Below are 20,023 nucleotides of genomic sequence, written 5' to 3'. Positions count from 1 at the left end.
CGGTCAAAGCGTTCAAGAGAGGCTTTGCGACCTACGATGCCCGTATCTTTTCGTTCCGCGAGAAAGACTGGACGGTGTCGCTGACCACGGTGGAGGGTCGGGAGCGCTTTGAGCTGGCGATTGGCCGTTACCAGAGAGAACGGCTGGCGGGCTCCAATCCCAAATCTGCCACTCTGGTCAAGCGCAAAGACGGCTCCTACTCCATTCAAATCTGTGTGGAAACGGAACCGTGCCCACCGCAACGCACGGATAGAGTGCTAGGCGTGGATTTGGGCAGGACGGATATTGCCCATACGTCAGAAGGGGATAACTGGAATGGACAGCAGTTGAACAAAGTCCGAGACCACTACTCCAAGCTGAGGGCGGCACTCCAACGCAAAGCCAGTAAGGGCACCCGCAGTTCGCGGCGCAGATGCAGAGAACTGTTGCAACGGCTGTCTGGCAAGGAGAGGCGCTTTCAGGCGTGGGTCAATCATCGCATCTCCAAAGCTCTAGGGCAAAAGCTACCAACAGCGCTATCGCCCTGGAAGACCTGACAGGGATCCGGAAAAGAGTCAATCAACAACCCCGCAGCAAAACCGAAAGGCGCAGGGCCAACAGTTGGGCGTTCTACCAGCTAGGCCAGTTTCTGGAATACAAGGCGAGGGTTGCAGGGGTTTCTCTGGTTCTTGTGCCGCCTGCCTACACGTCGCAGACCTGCCACCGGTGTTTGCACATCCATCCCGACCCTACGCAATCCTATCGCAGTGGTAAGTCGTTCAAGTGTGGGCACTGTGGATGGGAAGGGGATGCGGATTTGAATGGTGCGAATGTGATTGCGCTTTTGGGGGCTGCTGTAAACCAGCCTAGAGGTTCGGGCCTGTTTTGTTCTCTGGTAGGGCAGAGCAGGCTCAGGGCTACTGAAAGCCCGCTCCGTACCGCTTAGCGGTCGGAGCTGGGTAGTTTACTGGCCCGCCCTATCAAAACAGCAATCAAGCCCGGAAGGCCGGCAATGTGCTGTTCGACTACGCTGCTGAGGGTTCGGATAGCCATGATCTGACTCCTTCCTGCGGCTACATGGGATAATTTAGGTATATACACGGGATATTGGAGTGTCTAGTGAACTAGGATGGATCGGATATTTCCAGAGAAATCTCCTGACCGGCTTAGCTCCAGGGATCCCAATTTTCGTGAAACTTACCTTCCAGGATGGCCTGGCGCATTTTCTGCATGTAGCGCACTAGCTCAGTGATGTTGTGGATAGAAAGCAGAGTGTAGCCCAGAAGCTCCCCTGCGCGGATGAGGTGGCACAAGTAGGCGCGGCTGAAGTGGCGGCAGGTGTAGCAGGGACAGTCGGGATCAATGGGATCCAGGCTGCGGCGGTGTTCGGCGTTCTTGATGTTCCAGCGTTGGCCGCGGCTGATCACGGTGCCGTGGCGGGCATAGCGCGTGGGAATGACGCAGTCAAACAAGTCCACGCCGGCAGCCACTGCCGCCCGCATCTCGGCATAGGTGCCTACCCCCATAAGATAACGGGGGCGATCCGCCGGCAACAGAGGAGCTGTTTGTCGTACCACCGCGTGCATCAGCTCCACCGGCTCTCCCACGCTGACGCCGCCGATGGCATAGCCGGGCAGATCCAGCCGGCAGACTTCTTCTGCTGCCTGCCGACGCAGCTCCGGGTAAACCCCGCCCTGGACAATGCCAAACAAAGCCTGGTCTGAGCGGCGGTGGGCCTCCACGCAGCGCTTCAGCCATTGAGTAGTCCGCCGCACCGCTGCCGCCACCGCCTCAGGGCTAGCAGGATAGGGCGGGCACTCGTCAAAGGCCATGATGATGTCTGCCCCCAGGGCATTTTGGATCTGGATAGACAGCTCCGGGGTGAAACGGATGAGACGGCCATCGCGGGGCGAGCGAAACGTTACCCCTTCCTCGTCGATTTGGCGGATGGCGCTGAGGCTGAAGACCTGAAAGCCGCCCGAATCCGTGAGGATGGGGCCCGGCCAAGCCATGAAGCGGTGCAGCCCCCCGGCCTCTTGGATGATGCTTTCGCCAGGCTGGAGGTGGAGGTGATAGGTGTTGCTGAGGATAATGTGGGCGCCGGTTTCCTTGAGTTGGGCAGGGGTGAGGGTTTTCACATTGGCCAAAGTCCCCACCGGCATGAAGCAGGGGGTGGGGATCTCCCCGTGGGGGGTAATGAAGTATCCTGCCCGCGCCTGGGTATTGGGACAAGTGCCCTCGCAAACAAAGGTAAAAGCTGCCAAAGTTAGCGCTCTGGATCCAGTGCGTGCGCAGCCGAGCTTAGCATAAGGGCAGGATCCCCTTCCAAAGCCCGCCTCAGACCTTGACAAGGATCCCTTTCCTTGGGCATCCTTATAGATCGGCGCGGAACTGGCGGAATGGTAGACGCGCTAGATTCAGGTTCTAGTGGCAGCAATGCCATCGGGGTTCAAGTCCCCGGTTCCGCATTGAGGGTTTGGGCAGCAAGCGGGCTTCTGAGCAGACAATGGGCCTAGTTTTTTCCAGCTAGCTCAATCTCAGAGGCTATTTGAGCAAGCTTCAGGCGAGCATGGGCTAGGTTGGCCTTGTCTTGTTCTAAAACTAGAAGGAAGAACAGGCCAGTTATGGCGTTAGCCACTCGGATGATGTAAAAGAACTCTTTGTAAACGAAAATTATTTCCGCAATTTTTTCCCCAGATTTTTCACTTTGCGTAGCTTTGTTTCTAATCACTTCTGAGCTGCTGGCTACCAGCAACATCATTTCAGCCTGCGAAAAACCACTGGCGTCCGTGCTGAGTTGATAGGCTAAGCATTCACCTCTTCTCCAGTCTGCAAAAGCAGCTCCCAAGACTCCGTCGATGGAAAGGCTTTCACCTAGAGCATTCTGAATGTTTTGCACAGCCTAAAGTCCTCCTGCTCTTCTGCAAAGCTTAACACGCACCCAGGAGGGTTAACAATATCTTTAAACTTTAAATCTAGAGGGCTGAGCATCCTGGATTTCTTCAGCCAGGGGCTTACGGAGAGAAAAGCTTTTAGATTATCCTTGAAGTTTTGAGCGGCAACTGGCCCAACTGCTCTGCAAGCTGCTCCAACTTGATACGAGCCAAGGCCAAGTTGGCCTTTTCTAGATCCAAGGCCAGGTAGATGAACAGCCCGCGGCTGTTGACTAAACGGATCAAATGATACTGTTCTTGGGAAACTATAATGATCTCCTGTAACCGCTGGTTCAGAGCCTCTGCAACCCTGAGTTTGCTGCGCAGCACTTCCGAGTTGCCGGCTATGGCCAGCGATAGATCGCGCTCAGGAAAAGCAGAGGCATCTGCAGACTTAGCTCCCAAGCAGGCGCCGCTTCTCCAATCTCCCAGGGCAACACCCAGCGCTCCGCCGATAGCAAGAGCCTCCAGAAAAATCTCCTCCAGCGTAGCTATAGGTGTATTCCCCATTTCCTACCTTACTACTTGACTACTTGCCAGCATTGTTGTCACAGCTATCTAGATAACTTGACATGAGGCCAGCAGTGTTCCACACTTAACCCAGCTATATCGTAATTCACGCTTGCTAGAAAAGAAAGAAGCAAGGCGAGAAGCAGGAGCTACGCCGCAAGGCTGGGCAGAACTAGATAGGAGAGATTTAACTGCTTGGGCAAAAAAGAGCAGAACCTTTTTCAGCTCTGCCCTTACTTACAAGAGCCTTGACCTGGACTAGATTGATAGCTGCTCTGCAATCTGGTCTAGCTTGATGCGGGCAAGAGCCAGGTTACCCTTCTCTCGATCCATAACAAGATAGAAAAACAGCCCTCGGACAGACCTCACTACTCGGACAAGATGGTATTGCGCCTTTAGAACAATGAGAATCTCTTCCAGATCCTCCTTAACGCCTACAGACTCCAAAACTCGAAACTTAGACCGAATAACCTCGGTCATGCCTGCTACGGCTAACTCCAAGTTTCGTTCAGGAAAAGCAGGGGCGTTGGTACCCTTAAACCCCAGGCACATGCCGCTCTTCCAGTCGCCGAGCGCAATGCCTATGGCCCCATCAATGGCTAAGGCAGCGACCAAACTTTCTTGAACTTTTTGCACTGAACCCCCCCCAACAGGATGCATGCAGGAGTTTCTACAGATTCTTCCTGGAAGTATCATGCCCGCCCTGTATTTTAGTTAATAGACCTCTTTTTTGTCAACTCCAATTCAGAGAGTTAGCTTAACATACCCTCAGTTGGGCGAGGTTGAAGCAGTCCACTCCGATATATTGAACAAAACTAAACAAAGCTGTACTTTTATAAGCGGGATCCGATGCTCAGCGTTGGAGAAGATCCTCCTGAGGAGAAAGTTGTCCTGAGGAACGGATTCCGACAAGGCGGCCTGGGAGTTATGCTGGGGTTGTCTCTTTTACCAGGCTGCTGAACTTCCCCAACAGCGGCGCGGGATCCCGTCTCTTCGGCTTGACCTATGCCCAAAGCTCCCCTTCCTCCCAACGAAAAAGAGCGGCTGGCTGCCCTGCGGCAGTATCAGATTCTCGATACGGCACCTGAAACTGCCTTTGACGAGATCGTCCGCCTTGCCGCCTACATCTGCGGCACGCCCATCTCGCTGGTCACCCTCATCGACGAGCATCGCCAGTGGTTCAAGGCCAAGTTCGGAATTGAGGGGATCGAGGAAACGCCGCGGGATGTGGCCTTCTGTGCCCACGCCATTCTCTCGCCCAGAGAGCCGCTGGTGGTGCCCGATGCCACTCAGGATCCCCGCTTTGCCGACAACCCGTTTGTTACGCAAGAGCCCCACATCCGCTTCTATGCTGGCATTCCCTTGGTAACTCCAGAAGGGCAGGCCCTGGGCACGCTTTGCGTTGTCGATTATCAGCCTCGGCACCTGACCCCAGAACAACTGGAGCAATTACAAGCCCTGGCCCATCAGGTGGTGGCCCAACTGGAGCTGCGCCGTACTTTGAGGGAACTGGCTCAGACGCCTCTGCTGCCTAAGTCGGGGGATACTAAACCTGCCCGCAAAAACCGCTTTCTCCTCAAAGTTACCGCCGGTTTTGGCCTGGCTGCCTTGCTTTTGGGCGGGATCACCTACTCAGCTCAGCGGAATGCCTCTCAACTGCCGCAGCTTACAGAACGAGTGGCCCACACTCTAAAAGTGATCCAAAACTTGGAAGGATTGCTGGCGGAAACCCGCGCCGCCGAAGCCGGTCAATATGGTTATCTTCTGACCAATAATCCTCGCTATCTCAGTGAGTACCAAGCCAGCCTTGAAGCCACCTCCACCCATCTGCGCTTGTTGAAAGAGCTCACTGCTGACAACCCCCTGCAGCAAGAGCGTCTGAAGCGCCTAGAGCTGCTGGAGCAACGGCTACGAGTCATCCAAGACTTGATCCGGCTGAGGGAGCAAGAGGGGCTACCTGCCGTTCAGGAAGCTCTAGAAAGCAGCGAAGGGCCAAGGTTAATGGAGCAAATTGTCGAGTTGATTCGGGTGCTCCAGCAGGAGGAAAATCGCCTTCTGCAGCAACGCAGCCAGGAATTTCAGTTTGCCTGGGTTAGAACCAATCTCATTGCTTTTGGCGGGCTCATTTTTACTTACCTGGTTTTGGCCTCGGTTTACTTCCTCATCCGCCGGGAGACTGCCGAGCGAGAAGAGGCAGAACGATCCCTCAAGCAAGAGCGAGATTTTACCAACGCGGTTATTGATACAGCAGGGGTGCTGGTGGTGGTTCTGGATCCTGAGGGACACATTTTGCGCTTCAACCGCGCTGCTGAGCAGCTCTCTGGCTACTCGCTGGCAGAAGTCAAGGGCCGGCTGCTATGGGACTTAGGTTTGATCCCACCGGAAGATGTGCCTGGTGTGAAGCAAGCTTTTGAACAGCTCAAGGGCAATCATTCCCTCTTTTTGAATCGCCATGAGAATTTTTGGCGCACCAAGCAAGGGGCACTGCGGCTTATTTCTTGGTCTAACACCGCTCTAATCAACGCTGCCGGCGAGGTGGAGTTTGTCATGGGCACCGGCATCGACATCACCGACCGCAAGCTGGCGGAGCTGGCCTTGAGAGAAAGCGAAGAGCGCTACCGGGATCTCTTTGAAAATGCCACTGACCTCATCCAAAGCGTGGATGCTGAAGGGCACTTTTTATATGTCAACCGCGCTTGGAAAGAGACCTTGGGCTATGACGAAGCTCAAGTTTATCAAATGACCCTCTTCGACATTCTCCATCCCGACTGCCGGGAGCACTGCCAGGCTCTTTTCCAGAAGCTTCTAGCAGGGGAGAAACTGGAGAGGGTAGAGACAGCTTTCCTCACGGCCAGCGGTGAAACCGTTTGGGTGGAGGGCAATGTCAACTGCCGCTTTGAAGATGGGGTAATGGTGGCTACGCGGGGCATCTTCCGCAACATTACCGAGCAAAAGAAAGCGGCAGAGGAATTGGAGCGGCAAAACCGCCGGGCTCAGTTGCTAGCCAATCTCAGCTTGAAGATCCGCGAATCTTTGGATATCGCCGAGATCCTAGAGACGGCGGTAACAGAAATCCAAGCCCTGCTCAAAGCCGACCGGGTTTTGGTCTATCGCTTCCAGCCGGATGGTTCTGGGATCATCTCCAACGAGAAAACTCAGCCGGGGATCCCCTCGCTGGCAGGAGAGGTGATTGAGGATCCTTGCTTTCAGGAGAAATACGCCCAGCTCTACAGCCAGGGCCGCGTTCGCGTTGTTAGCGATGTGGAAAGTGAAGGACTGGAGCCTTGTTACCTAGAGCTGCTGCAAAAAATGCAGGTCAGGGCCAACTTGGTGGTGCCGCTGTTTTTGGAGCAGCAGTTGTGGGGGTTGTTGCTGGCCCACCAGTGCTCCGGGCCCCGTCAGTGGCAACCCTTTGAGATGGAGCTGCTGTCGCAGTTGGCCAACCAAATTGGCATTGCCCTCACCCAGGCAGCCCTTTTGGAACGGGAGAGAAAGCGCAGCCTGGAGCTGGAGCAGGCCCGCAAAGCAGCAGAGCAGGCTGCCCAGGCCAAGAGCAGCTTCTTGGCCACCATGAGCCACGAGATCCGCACCCCCATGAACGCGGTGTTGGGGATGACGGGCCTGCTGCTGGAGACCCCCCTCAATGCAGAACAGCGAGACTTTGTAGAGACCATCCGCGTCAGCGGCGATGCGCTGCTCACCCTTATCAACGACATCCTGGACTTCTCCAAATTGGAGGCCGGAGAAATGGAGCTGGAGATCTTGGACTTCGATCTCCGCTCGTGTCTGGAGGAGGTGGCGGATCTTTTCGCCCACACTGCCCATGCCAAGGGGTTAGAGCTGGCGGTGCTTATGCCGCCGGAAGTGCCGCGCTACCTGCGGGGAGATGCCTCGCGTCTGCGGCAAATCCTCAACAATTTGGTAAGCAATGCCATTAAGTTCACCCATCAAGGGGAGGTGGTCATCCAGGCCGAGCTGATGCAGGAAACAACCACCCACGTCCAGCTCCGGCTTTCGGTAAGGGATACAGGGATCGGGATCCCCAAGGAGGCCCAAGCCAAGCTGTTTCAGCCCTTTACCCAAGTGGATGCCTCCACCACCCGCAAGTACGGGGGCACAGGACTTGGCCTGGCCATCTGCAAGCAACTGACAGAGCTGATGGGGGGCAAGATCTTCCTAGAGAGCGAGGAGGGCCGCGGCAGCACCTTCAGCGTCGAGCTGACTCTGGAGCGACAGCCTTATGTGCATCAGCTTTCCCAGCCTGCTGTTCGCATCCCGGTGGATTTGCAGGGCAAGCGGCTGTTGGTGGTGGACGACAACGCCACCAATCGCAAGATCCTGCGCTGCCAGGCCACGGCTTGGGGAATGGTGGTGGAAGAGGCCGAAAATGCCTATCAGGCTATGGACAAACTGCGCCAAGCCGTTCGGGAAGGCAGACCCTTCCCCCTGGCCGTTTTGGATATGCAGATGCCGGAGGTGGATGGGGAGACCCTGGGCCGCTGGATCAAGGCGGATCCCGAATTGTCCCAGACGCAACTGGTGATGATGACCTCGCTGGGGTTGGGAGAACACTCCCGCCGCGCCGCCGAAATCGGCTTTGCCGCCTACCTGACCAAGCCGGTCAAACAAACGCGGTTGCAAGAAGCTCTGGTCATGGCCCTGGGCAAGTCTTCCGGCCTGGCCACCTCGCTGCTGGGCATGGGCCCACCCCTTTCGCAAAGTGCGCCCTCGGCCAGCCGCCCCCAGCAACCTTTGCGCATTCTCTTGGCCGAAGACAACCCCGTCAACCAGAAGGTGGCCCTGCGCCAGCTCCAGAGCCTGGGCTATATGGCGGATGTGGTGGCCAACGGACAGGAGGTGCTGGATCTGTTGCAGCGAGTCCAGTACGACCTCATCCTCATGGATTGCCAAATGCCGGTGATGGATGGCTACGAGGCCACCCGCCGCCTACGCCAGCAGGAGCGGGGATCCGGCCACCGCACCGTGGTGATCGCCATTACAGCCAACGCCATGCAGGAGGATCGGGAGCGCTGCTTGCAAGCTGGCATGGACGACTATCTCAGTAAACCGGTGCTGAAGGAGGATCTGGAAAGAGTGCTCAACCACTGGAGCCAAAGGATCGCTCCCTCCGCAGCAGGAGCAGCCAATGGGCCTGCCTCGCCCGATCCCCCTTCTGCTGAGGGCGCCAACGGCAACTCTGCTCCCACGCTGCCCTACCCCATCGACGCCGCCTACTTGGATCGAGTTACCGGCGGAGACCGCCAGTTTCAGCGGGAGCTGCTGCAGGTGTTTGTCCAAGATTGCCAGAACCAGTTGCCGCACCTGCGCCAAGCGGTTACGAAAGGTGACCCTGAAGAGCTGCGGAAAGTTGCCCACCGCCTCAAAGGGGCTAGCGCCAACGTCGGGGCGAATGCCTTCTGTCAAGTGGCCCGCGAGCTGGAGCACCTAGGGGTGGGATTGGCCCAGCCGGGATCCCAGGCTGATGAGCTAGCCTGGGCCAGCGCTTCCCAGAAGCTGGAGGAGCTGGAGCGGATCTTGGCCGACATTCGCCAGTACTTGCAGGATTTGGAGGCCTAGGGCTTCTTAGACTTGTCGCCCTCACCCCCAGCCCCTCTCCCAAAGGGAGAGGGGAGATGGGGATCAAGAGGAGCAAATTGGTGCAGCTGTTTGGGCCTCGTTCTGGCTCGAAATTGCGGCAAAAGCCCGGCTGCTTGATCAATCTGGGAGAGGACAGCCGGGCAGACAGTATCTAGCTAGTGCTTCAACCCGATCGATCGGGCGGGTTGGGCTTACATCAGGCCAATTTGAGAGAGGATCCCTTGGCCGGTCAGCAACTCGGTGGCCACGCCAATCACAAAGCCCAACATCGCCAGACGGCCATTCCATTTTTCGGCAAAGGGGGTAAAGCCAAACTTAGCTTCTTGGTTCTCCATGGTTTTAACTCCATCAGTGGGTGACATCTCCAATGTGGCTCAAGTATTAAAAAGTGTCAAGTTTTGTGTCGAGAGCTAACAAGCCGCAGGCAGTGGATCCCTAGCTGCTTTTGACGGCAGTCCAGACAGCGTCAACCAGACGTAGCTGCTCCTGCGACAGCACTTTGAGGTACTTTAGCCTGGCAAAGGTCGTCTCATCGGGATAGATAGCTGGGTTTTGGCGATCCCGGGGGTTGATCCTGGGTAGGGCAGCAGCGTTGGGGGTGGCGAAGCGGTTGTAGTTGCTCAGTTGAGCGCCGACCTCGGCATCCAAAATGAAGTTGATGAAGCGATTGGCCAGCTCAGGGTTGGGGGCTTTGGCAGGGATGGCCATCACGTCCAGCCAAATGTGGGCGCCCTCGCGGGGGACAAAGTAGCCAATGTTGGGATTTTCTTCGGCAGCTTGCAGGGCATCACCGCTGTAGACAACCGCCACATTGGCTGTCCCGGAGACCAGTTGATTTTTGCCGCCCACCCCGCCAATGAGACCGGCGCTGCGGCGTTTGGCTTGAATCAACAGCTCCTGAATCTGCTGCAGCTCTGCGGGAACGGTAGTACTGGGGTCAAAGCCCAGGTAGAAGGCGGCAGCCGCAAGCATAGAGCGCATCTCGTCGATCATCACAAAGGGGCCGTACTGCTGCTTAGGATCAAAGATCAGCCCCCAGGAACGCTCAAGGTTTTCCGGCAGGCGGTCTTTGCGGTAGCCAATGCCGGTGGTGCCCCACTGGTAGGGAACGGTGTAGGTGTTTTCTGGGTCAAAGGGCAAGCCGACAAACTTCTCGTCCAGGTTGCGGAGATTGGGAATGAGGTTTTTGTTGAGAGGCTGCAGCAGGCCCAGCTCCACCATGTTGGGCACAACGTAGTCGGTGGGCACGACAATGTCGTACTGGCTGACGCCGCCCCCCCGCAGCTTGGCAATCATGTCCTCGTTGGACTCGTACACACTTACCACTACGCGGCTGTTAGTGGCTTTCTCAAAGGCCGTGAGAATGGCTGGGTCAATGTATTCCGACCAGATGTAGAGTTGGAGGGTTTGTTTTCGGGCAGCAGTTCCTAAGCGCCAAAAGAAAAGTAGGGCCAGTAGACAGCAGAGCAAAGCAACGGCCGTGGCAATTCTCTTTTTCATGGGCATTTTCAAACCTAGTGGAGCTGGACGTCGCCCTTACACCTAGCCGTGGATCTGGAGCGATCCTGTTCAGCCAACTGCGGTTCAAACCCCTGCTCTAGCCTACCACCTGGACTTCCCCGTTGCTGTTCTCCCCAACCAAGAAGAGCAACTGATATAGCCGCTGCTGCTCGGCAGGGTTACAGTAACGCTGTTGCTGCGTGGGCCAATCTTGGAGAGCCAGCTTCTGTTGTTCCTGCAGCCAGTTCTGCAAGCTTGAGTCGGCAGGTAGCTGGGCCTGGAGAACTTGCAAGTCGTTAAAGCGGCCCAACTGTTCCTGCAGACGCTTGAGGGCCTTCACCCAGCTTTGGAGGGTCTCTCCGTAGAAGGGGGCAAAAAACTCTAGCTGGTAGCGCAGGCGTTTGGTGGCTTTGCGCAGGTCATGCAGTTGTTCAGCCTGAGCTTCGGTTTCGGGGAAGGCCGGGATCCGCCAACCCGGCTGCAGGAACCACGCCGCTACTAGCGGCGCCAAAAGATGGGGCAAGCTCTCCTGCACAGGAAGCTGGGCCGCAGGCCGGTAGCGAGGAGAAACCAGCCACTCTTCGCAAGCAGCCTGGAACTTCAGGAAGTCCTCCTCTGCCAGAATGCGGCGGGAGTGTTTCTCGGCTTGAGCTTGGCGCCGCTGCAGCTTTTCCTTCAGCTCCTCTAGCTCCGCCTGCTGGTCTGCCGGGATCCCTTGCCAACAGGGTTCGCGGAGGATTTCTAGCAACACGTCCAGATCCCGCTGCTGGCCCAGCGTCTTGATCAACTTTCGCAAACGTTTGGGCCTGAGCGGCTTGGGCAGGCGCAGGGATCCCTGAAACACTTCCGCCCAGGTGCCGATGCGGCGCAAGCTCACCCGGATCTGATGAAGGGATTCTGCCGCCTCCGGGTGGTGCTTGAGCACTCTCCCCACATGCTTCTGCAGCCGCTGCCATTGCTGGCTCAGCAGTTGGTGGGCCAAAGCAGCTAGCGGGGGCAAGCTTGAAGACGAGAGCAAGAGTGACTCCGAGGACTCCGCCTTGCCGAGGCTCTCAGTTTTCGATTCAGCAGCAATGATGTCCACCGCAAGTCTCTTCTACCCACGACAACCACTCCAAAGAGCGGCAGACCCCCTTGCCCTAGCCTACCCAGGCTAGCTTGAGCCGCCCCCTGCTCCCCCCTTTTTAACCAAATCTTAACCTTTCGTCTAGGGCCTTGGGACTGCTGCCAGCAGGCGAGGCTTGACCACCGACCAGATGCGGGCAGCCACCTCCAGGGGGGATCCCCCGGCGTCAATGCGGACAATCCGCTGCGGCTCTGCGGCGGCTAGAGCTTGAAATCCGCGGTAAACCCGGCGGTGGAACTCCAGGTGCTCCTGTTCGAGCTTGTCGCCAAGACGGGAGCGCGCCAGCCCCACTTCGGGAGCAAGATCCAGCCACAGGGTAAGCTGCGGCTGCAGCCCGCCGGTGGCCAAGTGGTTGAGCTGGCGGATCTGCTCCAAGTTCAGGCCTCGACCGTAGCCCTGGTAGGCCAAGGTGGAATCGGTGAAGCGATCACAGATCACCACTTGTCCCACCGCGAGAGCCGGCGCGATGACCTTGTTCACGTGTTCAGCCCGATCCGCAGCGTACAGGAGCAGCTCGGCCAGCGGCGTCAAGGGATCCCCGTGCAACAGCAGCTCCCGCAGCGCTTCGCCCAGCGCCGTCCCTCCCGGCTCGCGGGTAGACACGCAGGCGTAGCCTTCTCGTTGCAGCCGCTCGGCCAAGAGGGCTTGCTGGGTGGTTTTGCCCACCCCCTCCCCGCCTTCTAGAGTAATGAACACGGCGCCGTCAGGGGGCTAGCGCAGATTAAGCTGCGGTTGCAAATCAAAGGAGTGGCCCGGCACCATCACGTACACGTCGGGGATGTTGGTGGGCTCCAGGTTTTGCAGGGCCAGCCCCTCCACGTTGGAGCGGAGCGCGTTGTTGACGGCGGTTTCCAGTTGGGACAAAACCTGGGCCTCATTACCCTGAGTGGCTAAGCTGGGAAACTGGTTGTAGACGGCGCGGGCCAAGCTGCTGGCCAAGGGGATCTGGATCAGGGTGAGGTTGGATCCGCCCAGTTGCGGGCCCAAGGTGTTTGCCCGCCCGCGGATGCCCAAAGCTTGGAGGGCATTGGCCGTTTGGCTGACAGGGATGGTGCAGGTGTCCATCTTGTAAATGGGCACCGAAGCCATGGTGAGGGCAGAGACGCTGGTCAGTTGCACCACGGTAAAGGAAGCCGTGCCGTTGTAGGCAAAGCAAAAATCCCGGAAGGCCGCCGGCACATTGGCAGCGCGGATGGGGCGCTCATCGTCAAAGCCGCCCGACTCGGCAAAGATGTTGCGGATGGCAAACCCGCCGAAGAAGGCCAGCAGGGCCACCACCAGCAGGATGGTCAGATCTGAGGAGGAGACTCCCCCTGAAGAGCTGCTGCTGCGTCCTCCCCCTCCATATCCCCCCCTGCCCCCGTAGCTGGGGGTGTAGCCGTAAGCTGCAGAACGGCTGGAGTCGCTCCGGTAGGAGCCGGCATAGGCGGCAGAGCGGGCGGATCCGTCGTAACCCCAGTTGCTGGAGATAGGGCGCCGGGGAACCAAGGCTTGTCCGGCACGGCTGGGCCGGGGCCGAGAGGACTCCGTCTCGGCACCCCGCGAAGATCCGGCGGCAGCTTCTCGGGCTGAGCTGGCCCTCTGTCCTCCGCGCCCAGAGAGACGAGCAGCGGACGTCTTGCCATCGTTTTGCCTCTCCTCATCCTCTAGCCAGTCTTCGGCACCTCCAGTGGAGGGAGTAGAGCCGTCCTCCGGCAAGGGGGGCGGGGAACGCCGGCCTTGGGACTCTGGGCTGTTGGGAGCTTGGCCGCGGCTTCCCTCGCCGGCAGCAGCCGTTGAGTCTGGAATACGGTTTGGATCCCGGCTTGGATCGCGCTCCTCAGAGAAGGTCATTCTTCAGGCTCCCAACGCAAAACTGGCACTCCCATCTTCCTGTACCGAGGAAACCTTTTGACAGGTAGGATCCACAGAGCTGCAGCCTTAGGGTTCAAGGGATCCCCCCCGCGGCCTCGTGAAACCTTTTCTGGCCCAGGCTGCTGCCATTGTCTCGGCCCCCCTCGTGGAGAATGCAGCCGTACCTTCAAGCTAGCCTAGACTGCGCTCCAAGATGAGGAGCTGTTCTTTCAGGGCTCTCAGGGCCTGGCCGCGGTGGCCGACCGCTTCTTTTTGCGCCGGGCTCATCTCGGCGAAGGTCAGCCCCACTTCGGGCACCCAAAAGAGGGGGTCGTAGCCAAACCCTCCCTTGCCCCGCGGCTGAGCCAGGATCTCCCCGTGGCAGATGCCCTCCACCAAGGCCCGCACCTGGCCCTGGGGATCGACAAGGGCAATGGCGCAGTGAAAGCTGGCTTGGCGGTTGGGGATCCCTTCCATCTCCCGCAGCAGCCGCTGGATGCGGGCGGCATCGTCGGGGGCATAGCGAGCGGAGTGGATCCCGGGGGCGCCGCCAAGGGCTGCCACCGCCAGGCCGGAGTCATCAGCAATGGCCCACTCCCCCAGCGATTCTGCCACGGCCTTGGCCTTGAGAAGGGCATTTTCGGCAAAGGTGCTGCCGCTCTCTTCCACAGTCAGCTCGGCAGGCAGGGGGCGCAGCTCCCAGGCAGGGGCATGGAGCTGAAAAAAGGTGCTGAACTCCCGCCATTTGCCGGAGTTGCTGCTGGCCAAGATCAAGGGGCGTGCCATAAGGGTATCTTAGGGGAAACCAGCAGACAGTGGGGGGGCTGCCCAGGGGCTCAGGGGATTTCCAGAACCATGTTGTGCAGCGCCGTGTTGATCACCAGGGTGGATCCGCACCGCTCCACCTTGCCCCCGTCCCAGTGCATGTGGCCGCAGATGTAGTAGCGCGGCTGCAGGTGATCCACCAAGGGGCGCAAGGTGGGCATGCGGCGGTGGTACCATTTTCCGCCTTCGTCCAACAGGCCCCGCGGCGGCGCGTGGCTGAGCAACAGGTCAATGGGGCGAGGAGGTTGACCGTAGAGGGTGAGCAGCTCCTGCAGATGGCTGCGGGTGAGGGTCCAGCTCCAACCACAGGGGGGAGTCCAGGGCACCGCCAGCACTTGGAGCCCCAGCCACTCAAAGCAACAGGACTGGGTAATCGCCCGCCCCCAACTGCCAGCCAGCGGCTCCAGAACAGAGGCTGCCGGATCGTGGTTGCCGGGCAAAAAGAGCCAGGGCTTGCCCAGACTGTCCACCGCCGCCAGAAAAGATTGCAACTGGGCCACCTCGGCTTGGGCTGTGGGGTGAAAGCCTTGAGTGGCTTTGCAGGAGGGCTTGCCGGCCTTGGAACAGAAATCGCCGCAGTTGATGTAAGCATCCACTTGGGGCAGATGGTCAAGGGCCTGCCGGATCAGCCGGTCGTTGCCGTGGTAGTCGGAGCCGAGGAGCAGTTTAATTCCCATAGGCTGGCGGGAAGCGAGGGGTCTATTGCGGACGAGATCCCTGCAGCAGGGCAGCCACTTGTTGCCAAGAGCTGCGGTACCAGGCCCGCTGGGCCTCCAGCTCCTCTTCCAAAGATCCTGTCGGGCCAAACTCTGGACAGGCATACCCCAGGGAGCGCAGGCCGGCCACTAACAGCGCTGGCGACAGCCACCATTGCTGGGCCAAGCGTAACAGATCCACCTGGGCTTGGTTTTGCAGGTAGTGGCGCAATTGCCGTTGTAAGGCAGCGGCGGAGGGCAGAGGCACCGCCTGGTGGTGCAGGACAATCAGCAGCGCGTCGCCGGGAGTGCAGGAGAGCAACCACTTGAGGTGATCCAAAGAGGGAGGCCAACTCCACAGCCACAGTTGGTTGTAGCGATGGCCAGCTTGGGGGCGGTCGTAGTGGAGGGTCAGGGAGGGATGCTGCTTCGGTGGCAGGACAAACGTAGGGCGCCGGAAGCCGTAGAGGAGGATCGTTCCCCGCGCCTGGGGCAGGAGGGCAGAAAATCGAGATACAGCCTGCCAACGCAGCGGTTGGGTGGGCTGGGGGGCAGGGCGGTAGATCAGCAGGGGGGAGGGTGCTGCCTGGGCGCCAGCTTTGGCATCGGAGAGGGTGGGAGCGACGGCGGCGGGCGAAAGATCGGCAGAGCTGGCTTCTGCGGCAGGCCGGATCCCAAGAATCTCCAGCTCCAGTTGGGTTTCTTCCCCCCACCTTTTGGCCTTGAGGGTGTAGGCGATGTCAATCTGCGCCGGCAGGGGATAGGCGGCGGCCCCTCGCCACCAAATGGCCCACAGGGGACGGCTGCGGGCTTTGGCTGGGGCAGCAAGTGAGGATCCTGCCCCGTCTAGGCCCCGGCTGACGGGATCCCGGAGCAGCAGCTTCAGGTGGCCGGGGGTATCCTCCCCCCTTTGGGCAGGCTGTGGGCAAAATCGCTGCTGTTGCAACACCTGCAGGTTGCGGCTGCAAAAGACCGGCTCCGGATTGCCGATGCCACAGGGCTGCAACCGCTGCAGCTCGCGGTAGAGGTCGAAGGTGAGATCCGCCAGTGCCACCTCCGCGTCGATCTGCACCAGGGGACGGATTTGTTCCGGCTGCAACCGCTGTTGGGCAAATTGCCGAAGCCGCTCTTCCAAAAGAGGCCAGTTTTCCGCCCTCAGGCTAAATCCCCCCGCCGCCGGGTGGCCGCCGTGTTTGCTGAACAAATCTTTGCAAAACTCCAACGCCTGAAACACGTCGAACTCCGGGATCCCCTGCCGCGCCGAGCCGGTAATCTCCCCCTGGGGCGACTGGCTGCCGATAAACACCGGACAGCCAAAACGCTCCGCCAGCCGCGAGGCCACCAGGCCAATTACCCCTTTGTGCCAGCGCTGCTGCGGGGATCCCAAAATCGTCAACACTCGCTCTTGCTGCAGATCCCGCCCTTGCCGGGCGATTTGCTCCAGGGCCTCCGCCTCGATGCGCCCACACATCTGCTGCCGCACCTGGTTGAGGCGTTCGCAGCGGCGGGCCAGTTTTTCTGCCTGCTGCGGATCGTCGGTGGTCAGCAACTGGATCCCCAGCTCCGGTCGGCCAATCCGCCCAATGGCGTTGATGCGCGGCCCCAGGCCAAACCCTACCCACTCTGGCCGCAGCTCCTCTGGGGATCCCGTCATTCCCATCACCGCCAAGAGGGCGCGGATCCCGGCCACCTGGGAAGTGGGCAAGAGAGCCAGCCCCTGCCGCACCCAAAGGCGGTTAACTCCCGTCAGCGGCGCCAAATCGGCAATGGTGCCCACCGTAAACAGTTCCAGCGCCACCCGCTCCAAATGTTCGTCCCCGCGGCGCTCTGCCAAGGCCTGGGCCAGGAGGTAGGCCACCCCCACCCCGGCCATCCCCCGATAGGGAGAAGAGAGGGGGAGCTGTTTGGGATTGAGGATGGCGTCGGCAGGGGGCAACTGGGGGGGCAAGTCGTGGTGATCCGTCACGATCACCGTCAAGCCCAGCTCTTTGGCCAGTTGGATGGGCGCATGGGCGGCAATGCCGTTGTCCACGGTGAGGATGAGGCGTACCCCCTCGCGGTGCAGCTCCTGCACCATGCGGTTGTTGAGGCCATAGCCCTCCCTGAGGCGGCTGGGGATGCGGTAATACACTGGAGCGCCCCGCAGCGCCCGCAGCAGCAGAGCCGTGCTGGTCATGCCGTCGGCATCGTAATCGCCGCAGATGGCAATGGGCTCTTGTCGGCGAATCGCCCCCTCCAGCAATTCCACCGCCAGCGGCAAATCGGCAAAATCTTGGCTGGGCGGGGGCAGGTGGACGGGATCCGGCTGCAAATACTGCTGCACGGCAGCAGGGCTGGAGAGGCCGCGATTGAGCAAGATCTGAGCCAAGACGGGCGAGACCCCCACCGCCTCAGCCAAGCTCTGGGCAGCCAGTGGGTTCACAGGCTGAAACAGCCAGCGTTGGTCAGGGATCCCGGCCATGGCCATCGGTCTTCAGATAGCGGGTAGCAGTGCTACAGTTGGCCTATGAGCTATCTTTTGACCCTAACCCAAAAACGCCTCTCTGCTCCTCAGTCCGCTGCCCATGTATTCTCTGCTGCTTACCTATGGCCTCAACCCCTTGGCGGGACTGAAGCTGTTGGTCAAATCTCCTGAGCAGGCCTCTCTGTGGACGTTGGCCCAACAGCTCTGGAGCCGCCCCGGATCCCGGCGACGCGGGCCGCGCCTACAAATCTCTCTGGGCCGCCTCGTGCCCGAACAGACCGAGCGACTGTCTAAATTGGAGGTGCTGCTGCGCTTGCGGTTTTTCATCGCCATCGAAGCCGCAACGCCGGAGCAGTCTCTGCCAGCCCTCCCCTCCGGCCAGGGATCCGCCATCCAGCTTGCCCGCTACACGGAGGGCTCACAGCAGTACAAGACGGAGATCATCCGCTTTGCTCTGGGGGGATCCCCGGCCCTCCGCCGACCGAGTCGCCAGCGCTATCGTCGCCGTCGCTTCTGAAGACCGCAGGTGACAGGGGTTGTCAAACCCTCCTCGGCCAGCGGCGTGTCTATACTAGAGGTACACTAAATCTGCGCTTCTCCCGTGAACGCTGGGCTGCGTAACCGCCGCAGATGGATTGCTCGCCTGTGGCTTGCCTCAGGGGGGACGACTTGTACAGGCCTCCTTCCATGCGTCCCTTGGCTGCGACCGGCGATGGCGACGGCGCTCGTGGCCGGATCTCTGGCAGCTTTTGCCCTCGCCCTGCCTGCTGCTCTGGCGCTGACGCGTTACCAAGTTCACGTGTTGGCCGATGGGGCAGCCGAGCTGGCCAAGGTGCGCGCCCAGGTGCCGGACGCCTATTTCGTGCAAGGGGATGGACAAGTGTTCATCTTAGCGGGGACGTTCATCAACCGCAACCACGCCCAACGCCGCCAAGCGGAATTGGAACGGCTGGGGTTGCCGGTGCGGGTGGTGAGCCGCCAAGAGACGGATCCGCCCCTGCCGCCCGCTTTTCCCGCTCCCTCCCCCAGTCCTGCCCCGCCAGCGCCAACGGCTCCCCCCTTCGATCCGCAGCGGCCCTTTGCCACCCAAGTGCCCAACCCTACTGGGGATCCCCGGCTGGAAGAGCGGGTGCGCCGCTTCTTTCCAGGGGCTGCTGTGGTGCAATACCGCGGCCAGGCGGCTTTGCAGACGGGCACCTTCTCCCGCCTGTCGCTGGCGCAGGATCAGGCCCGCTGGCTGACCGCCCAGGGCCTGCCGGCGGTGGCGGTGTCGTTGGCAGGAGAGGAAGCTGTGGGGGATCCCGACTCCAACCCACCTCAGGGGGAGCGCTACTGGGTGTTGGTGGCCGATCCCAGCGGTGAAAAATGGCCTGCACTCCAACAACTGCTAGAGGGATCCCTGCCCTTGATCTACGACGACCTGCAGGTGGTGCGCACCGGCGGGTTTGCCGACCCCGCTGCTGCCGCCGAACAGGTGCGGTACTTGGCCGACCAAGGCTACGAAGCCGGGATCTTCCCCGCCGATCTGCGCCGCTCTCGACCGCTTCTGGTTCAGGATCCCACCCCCTCTGCCGCATCCCTGCGCGCAGAAGGCACGGGCGGATTTTGGGTGGTGGTATCCGCCGGGGCAGAGGCGCTGCCCAAGCTCCAGCAGTTTGCCCCTGACGCTTTTGTGCGCGGCTCAGTGATTCAGGTGGGCACCTACCGGCAACGGGCCAATGCCGAACAGGCGCGGCGTGCTCTGGCTGAAGCAGGGTTTGACGCCCGCATCCTGCCCGTCGAGTAGCGGCAGCCGGATTCAGCCCCTCTCCCTCAGGGATTCCCTCACCCCCAGCCCCTCTCCCTCAGGGAGAGGGGAGATTAGGAACCGTTTCGCGGCTGTTGGGAATAGCTCCATCGGGCTGCTTGGGCCTCGCTGCCCTTTGCACCACTGGTTGGAATCGCCAGGGATCCTTCTTCCAGTGAGATCGCCGCCAGCGTGAGGCGCAAGGTTTCCGCCTGCAATTGGGCTGGGCTGGCCAAGGGATAGGCCAACTGTTGCACCAGTTGGGGGCGATCCCCGCCGCCAAGATCTAGGCCGGGATCCAACCAATCCAACTGCCGCTCGCGGGCTTGCTTTTCCTCGACGCCGCCGAGGCCGAGCCAACGCCGAAAGCTGGGCCAAAGGTGCTGAGGCAAGGGTCGCACCCGCCCCGGCACGGCTCTGTCAAAACAAATGAGAAAATCCGCCTTCCAGCCGTTGCAGGCTGGACAAAGAGGCTGCAGGTTGGCAGCCGTGTTGGGCCCCCCACGGCTAAGGGGGATGATGTGATCCTGGACAGGGGCGGATCCCACCTCCGGCCAGGGCTTGCCACAGCAAGGGCAGCAGGGGTACCAACGCAACAGTTGCCAGAACTCGGCGGCGGCCACCTGGCCCGTCAGGTCGTAGCTGCCCCGTTTTTCCCTGGCGCGGGCAGCCTTCTGTTTCTGGCGTTCTCGGCTGGCACAGGTGGGGCAGGGATCCGGCCGAAACAGGAAACTATCTCCGCACTCTGGGCAACGATAGGGACTCGACATCTGG

At 60.0% G+C, this 20,023-nt stretch carries 16 protein-coding genes, 1 tRNA gene and 1 pseudogene; 5 read left to right on the top strand and 13 right to left on the bottom strand.

Features of this window, described 5'->3' with window-relative positions:
- Window positions 1–925: pseudogene (locus GG26_RS03710) on the top strand (RNA-guided endonuclease InsQ/TnpB family protein); the annotation flags it as partial.
- Between the two features lie 220 nt (window positions 926–1,145).
- Here the strand turns inward: GG26_RS03710 and tgt are convergent.
- On the bottom strand, window positions 1,146–2,243 hold the full coding sequence (gene tgt, locus GG26_RS03705) for a tRNA guanosine(34) transglycosylase Tgt (RefSeq protein WP_414388934.1): 1,098 nt from the start codon (window positions 2,241–2,243) through the stop codon (window positions 1,146–1,148).
- A gap of 121 nt (window positions 2,244–2,364) precedes the next feature.
- On the opposite strand from tgt, the gene GG26_RS03700 reads away from it, so the two are divergent.
- A tRNA-Leu gene (locus GG26_RS03700) sits at window positions 2,365–2,447 on the top strand.
- A 44-nt stretch (window positions 2,448–2,491) separates the two neighbouring features.
- Here the strand turns inward: GG26_RS03700 and GG26_RS03695 are convergent.
- The 3 genes from GG26_RS03695 to GG26_RS03685 all read right to left on the bottom strand — a co-directional run bounded on the left by GG26_RS03695 (window position 2,492) and on the right by GG26_RS03685 (window position 4,058).
- Entirely contained in the window at window positions 2,492–2,878 is a 387-nt protein-coding gene (locus GG26_RS03695; protein WP_414388932.1) for a hypothetical protein, read from the bottom strand.
- A gap of 133 nt (window positions 2,879–3,011) precedes the next feature.
- Complete coding sequence (locus tag GG26_RS03690; RefSeq protein ID WP_414388930.1) at window positions 3,012–3,422, bottom strand: hypothetical protein; 411 nt, start codon at window positions 3,420–3,422, stop codon at window positions 3,012–3,014.
- 258 nt (window positions 3,423–3,680) lie between these two features.
- Entirely contained in the window at window positions 3,681–4,058 is a 378-nt protein-coding gene (locus GG26_RS03685; protein WP_414388928.1) for a hypothetical protein, read from the bottom strand.
- A gap of 369 nt (window positions 4,059–4,427) precedes the next feature.
- Between GG26_RS03685 and GG26_RS03680 the strand changes: the two genes are divergently transcribed.
- Complete coding sequence (locus tag GG26_RS03680; protein ID WP_414388926.1) at window positions 4,428–8,999, top strand: GAF domain-containing protein; 4,572 nt, start codon at window positions 4,428–4,430, stop codon at window positions 8,997–8,999.
- 212 nt (window positions 9,000–9,211) lie between these two features.
- Here GG26_RS03680 and GG26_RS03675 read toward each other — a convergent pair whose 3' ends face one another.
- From GG26_RS03675 to recJ, 8 genes are all read right to left on the bottom strand, one after another.
- Window positions 9,212–9,382, bottom strand: a complete 171-nt coding sequence (locus GG26_RS03675; protein ID WP_011431605.1) for a chlorophyll a/b-binding protein — start codon at window positions 9,380–9,382, stop codon at window positions 9,212–9,214.
- Window positions 9,383–9,455: 73 nt separating this feature from the next.
- The gene (locus GG26_RS03670) at window positions 9,456–10,520 is read right to left on the bottom strand and encodes a spermidine/putrescine ABC transporter substrate-binding protein (protein ID WP_414388924.1); all 1,065 of its coding nucleotides are present in this window, start codon (window positions 10,518–10,520) and stop codon (window positions 9,456–9,458) included.
- A gap of 97 nt (window positions 10,521–10,617) precedes the next feature.
- Entirely contained in the window at window positions 10,618–11,604 is a 987-nt protein-coding gene (locus GG26_RS03665) for a CHAD domain-containing protein (protein WP_414388922.1), read from the bottom strand.
- 123 nt (window positions 11,605–11,727) lie between these two features.
- Window positions 11,728–12,342, bottom strand: coding sequence for a dTMP kinase (gene tmk / locus GG26_RS03660; protein WP_011431602.1), 615 nt, complete (start codon window positions 12,340–12,342; stop codon window positions 11,728–11,730).
- A 15-nt stretch (window positions 12,343–12,357) separates the two neighbouring features.
- Complete coding sequence (locus tag GG26_RS03655) at window positions 12,358–13,479, bottom strand: hypothetical protein (RefSeq protein WP_099812685.1); 1,122 nt, start codon at window positions 13,477–13,479, stop codon at window positions 12,358–12,360.
- A gap of 192 nt (window positions 13,480–13,671) precedes the next feature.
- Complete coding sequence (rdgB, locus tag GG26_RS03650) at window positions 13,672–14,265, bottom strand: RdgB/HAM1 family non-canonical purine NTP pyrophosphatase (protein WP_011431600.1); 594 nt, start codon at window positions 14,263–14,265, stop codon at window positions 13,672–13,674.
- Between the two features lie 50 nt (window positions 14,266–14,315).
- A complete protein-coding gene (locus tag GG26_RS03645) occupies window positions 14,316–14,981 on the bottom strand; it encodes a metallophosphoesterase family protein (protein WP_011431599.1) in 666 nt (221 codons plus the stop codon).
- Between the two features lie 22 nt (window positions 14,982–15,003).
- Window positions 15,004–17,466: a single-stranded-DNA-specific exonuclease RecJ gene (gene recJ / locus GG26_RS03640; protein ID WP_240527781.1), complete on the bottom strand. Its 2,463-nt coding sequence runs from the start codon at window positions 17,464–17,466 to the stop codon at window positions 15,004–15,006.
- Window positions 17,467–17,563: 97 nt separating this feature from the next.
- Here recJ and GG26_RS03635 point away from each other — a divergent pair, with 97 nt between their 5' ends.
- Together GG26_RS03635 and GG26_RS03630 are read left to right on the top strand one after the other, a co-directional pair.
- Entirely contained in the window at window positions 17,564–17,980 is a 417-nt protein-coding gene (locus tag GG26_RS03635; protein WP_011431597.1) for a hypothetical protein, read from the top strand.
- Between the two features lie 195 nt (window positions 17,981–18,175).
- On the top strand, window positions 18,176–19,249 hold the full coding sequence (locus GG26_RS03630) for an SPOR domain-containing protein (protein WP_414388918.1): 1,074 nt from the start codon (window positions 18,176–18,178) through the stop codon (window positions 19,247–19,249).
- 74 nt (window positions 19,250–19,323) lie between these two features.
- Here GG26_RS03630 and GG26_RS03625 read toward each other — a convergent pair whose 3' ends face one another.
- Window positions 19,324–20,019 (bottom strand): HNH endonuclease, encoded by a 696-nt coding sequence (locus GG26_RS03625; RefSeq protein WP_099884437.1) that lies wholly within the window; start codon window positions 20,017–20,019, stop codon window positions 19,324–19,326.
- Between the last annotated feature and the right edge of the window lie 4 nt (window positions 20,020–20,023).

The sequence above is a fragment of the Synechococcus sp. 'PEA 65AY6A-5F PE A' genome (genome assembly GCF_047462575.1).
Lineage (GTDB): Bacteria > Cyanobacteriota > Cyanobacteriia > Thermostichales > Thermostichaceae > Thermostichus.
Note: the sequence above shows the minus strand (reverse complement) of the source record. Positions and strands in the feature narration are given on the sequence as shown.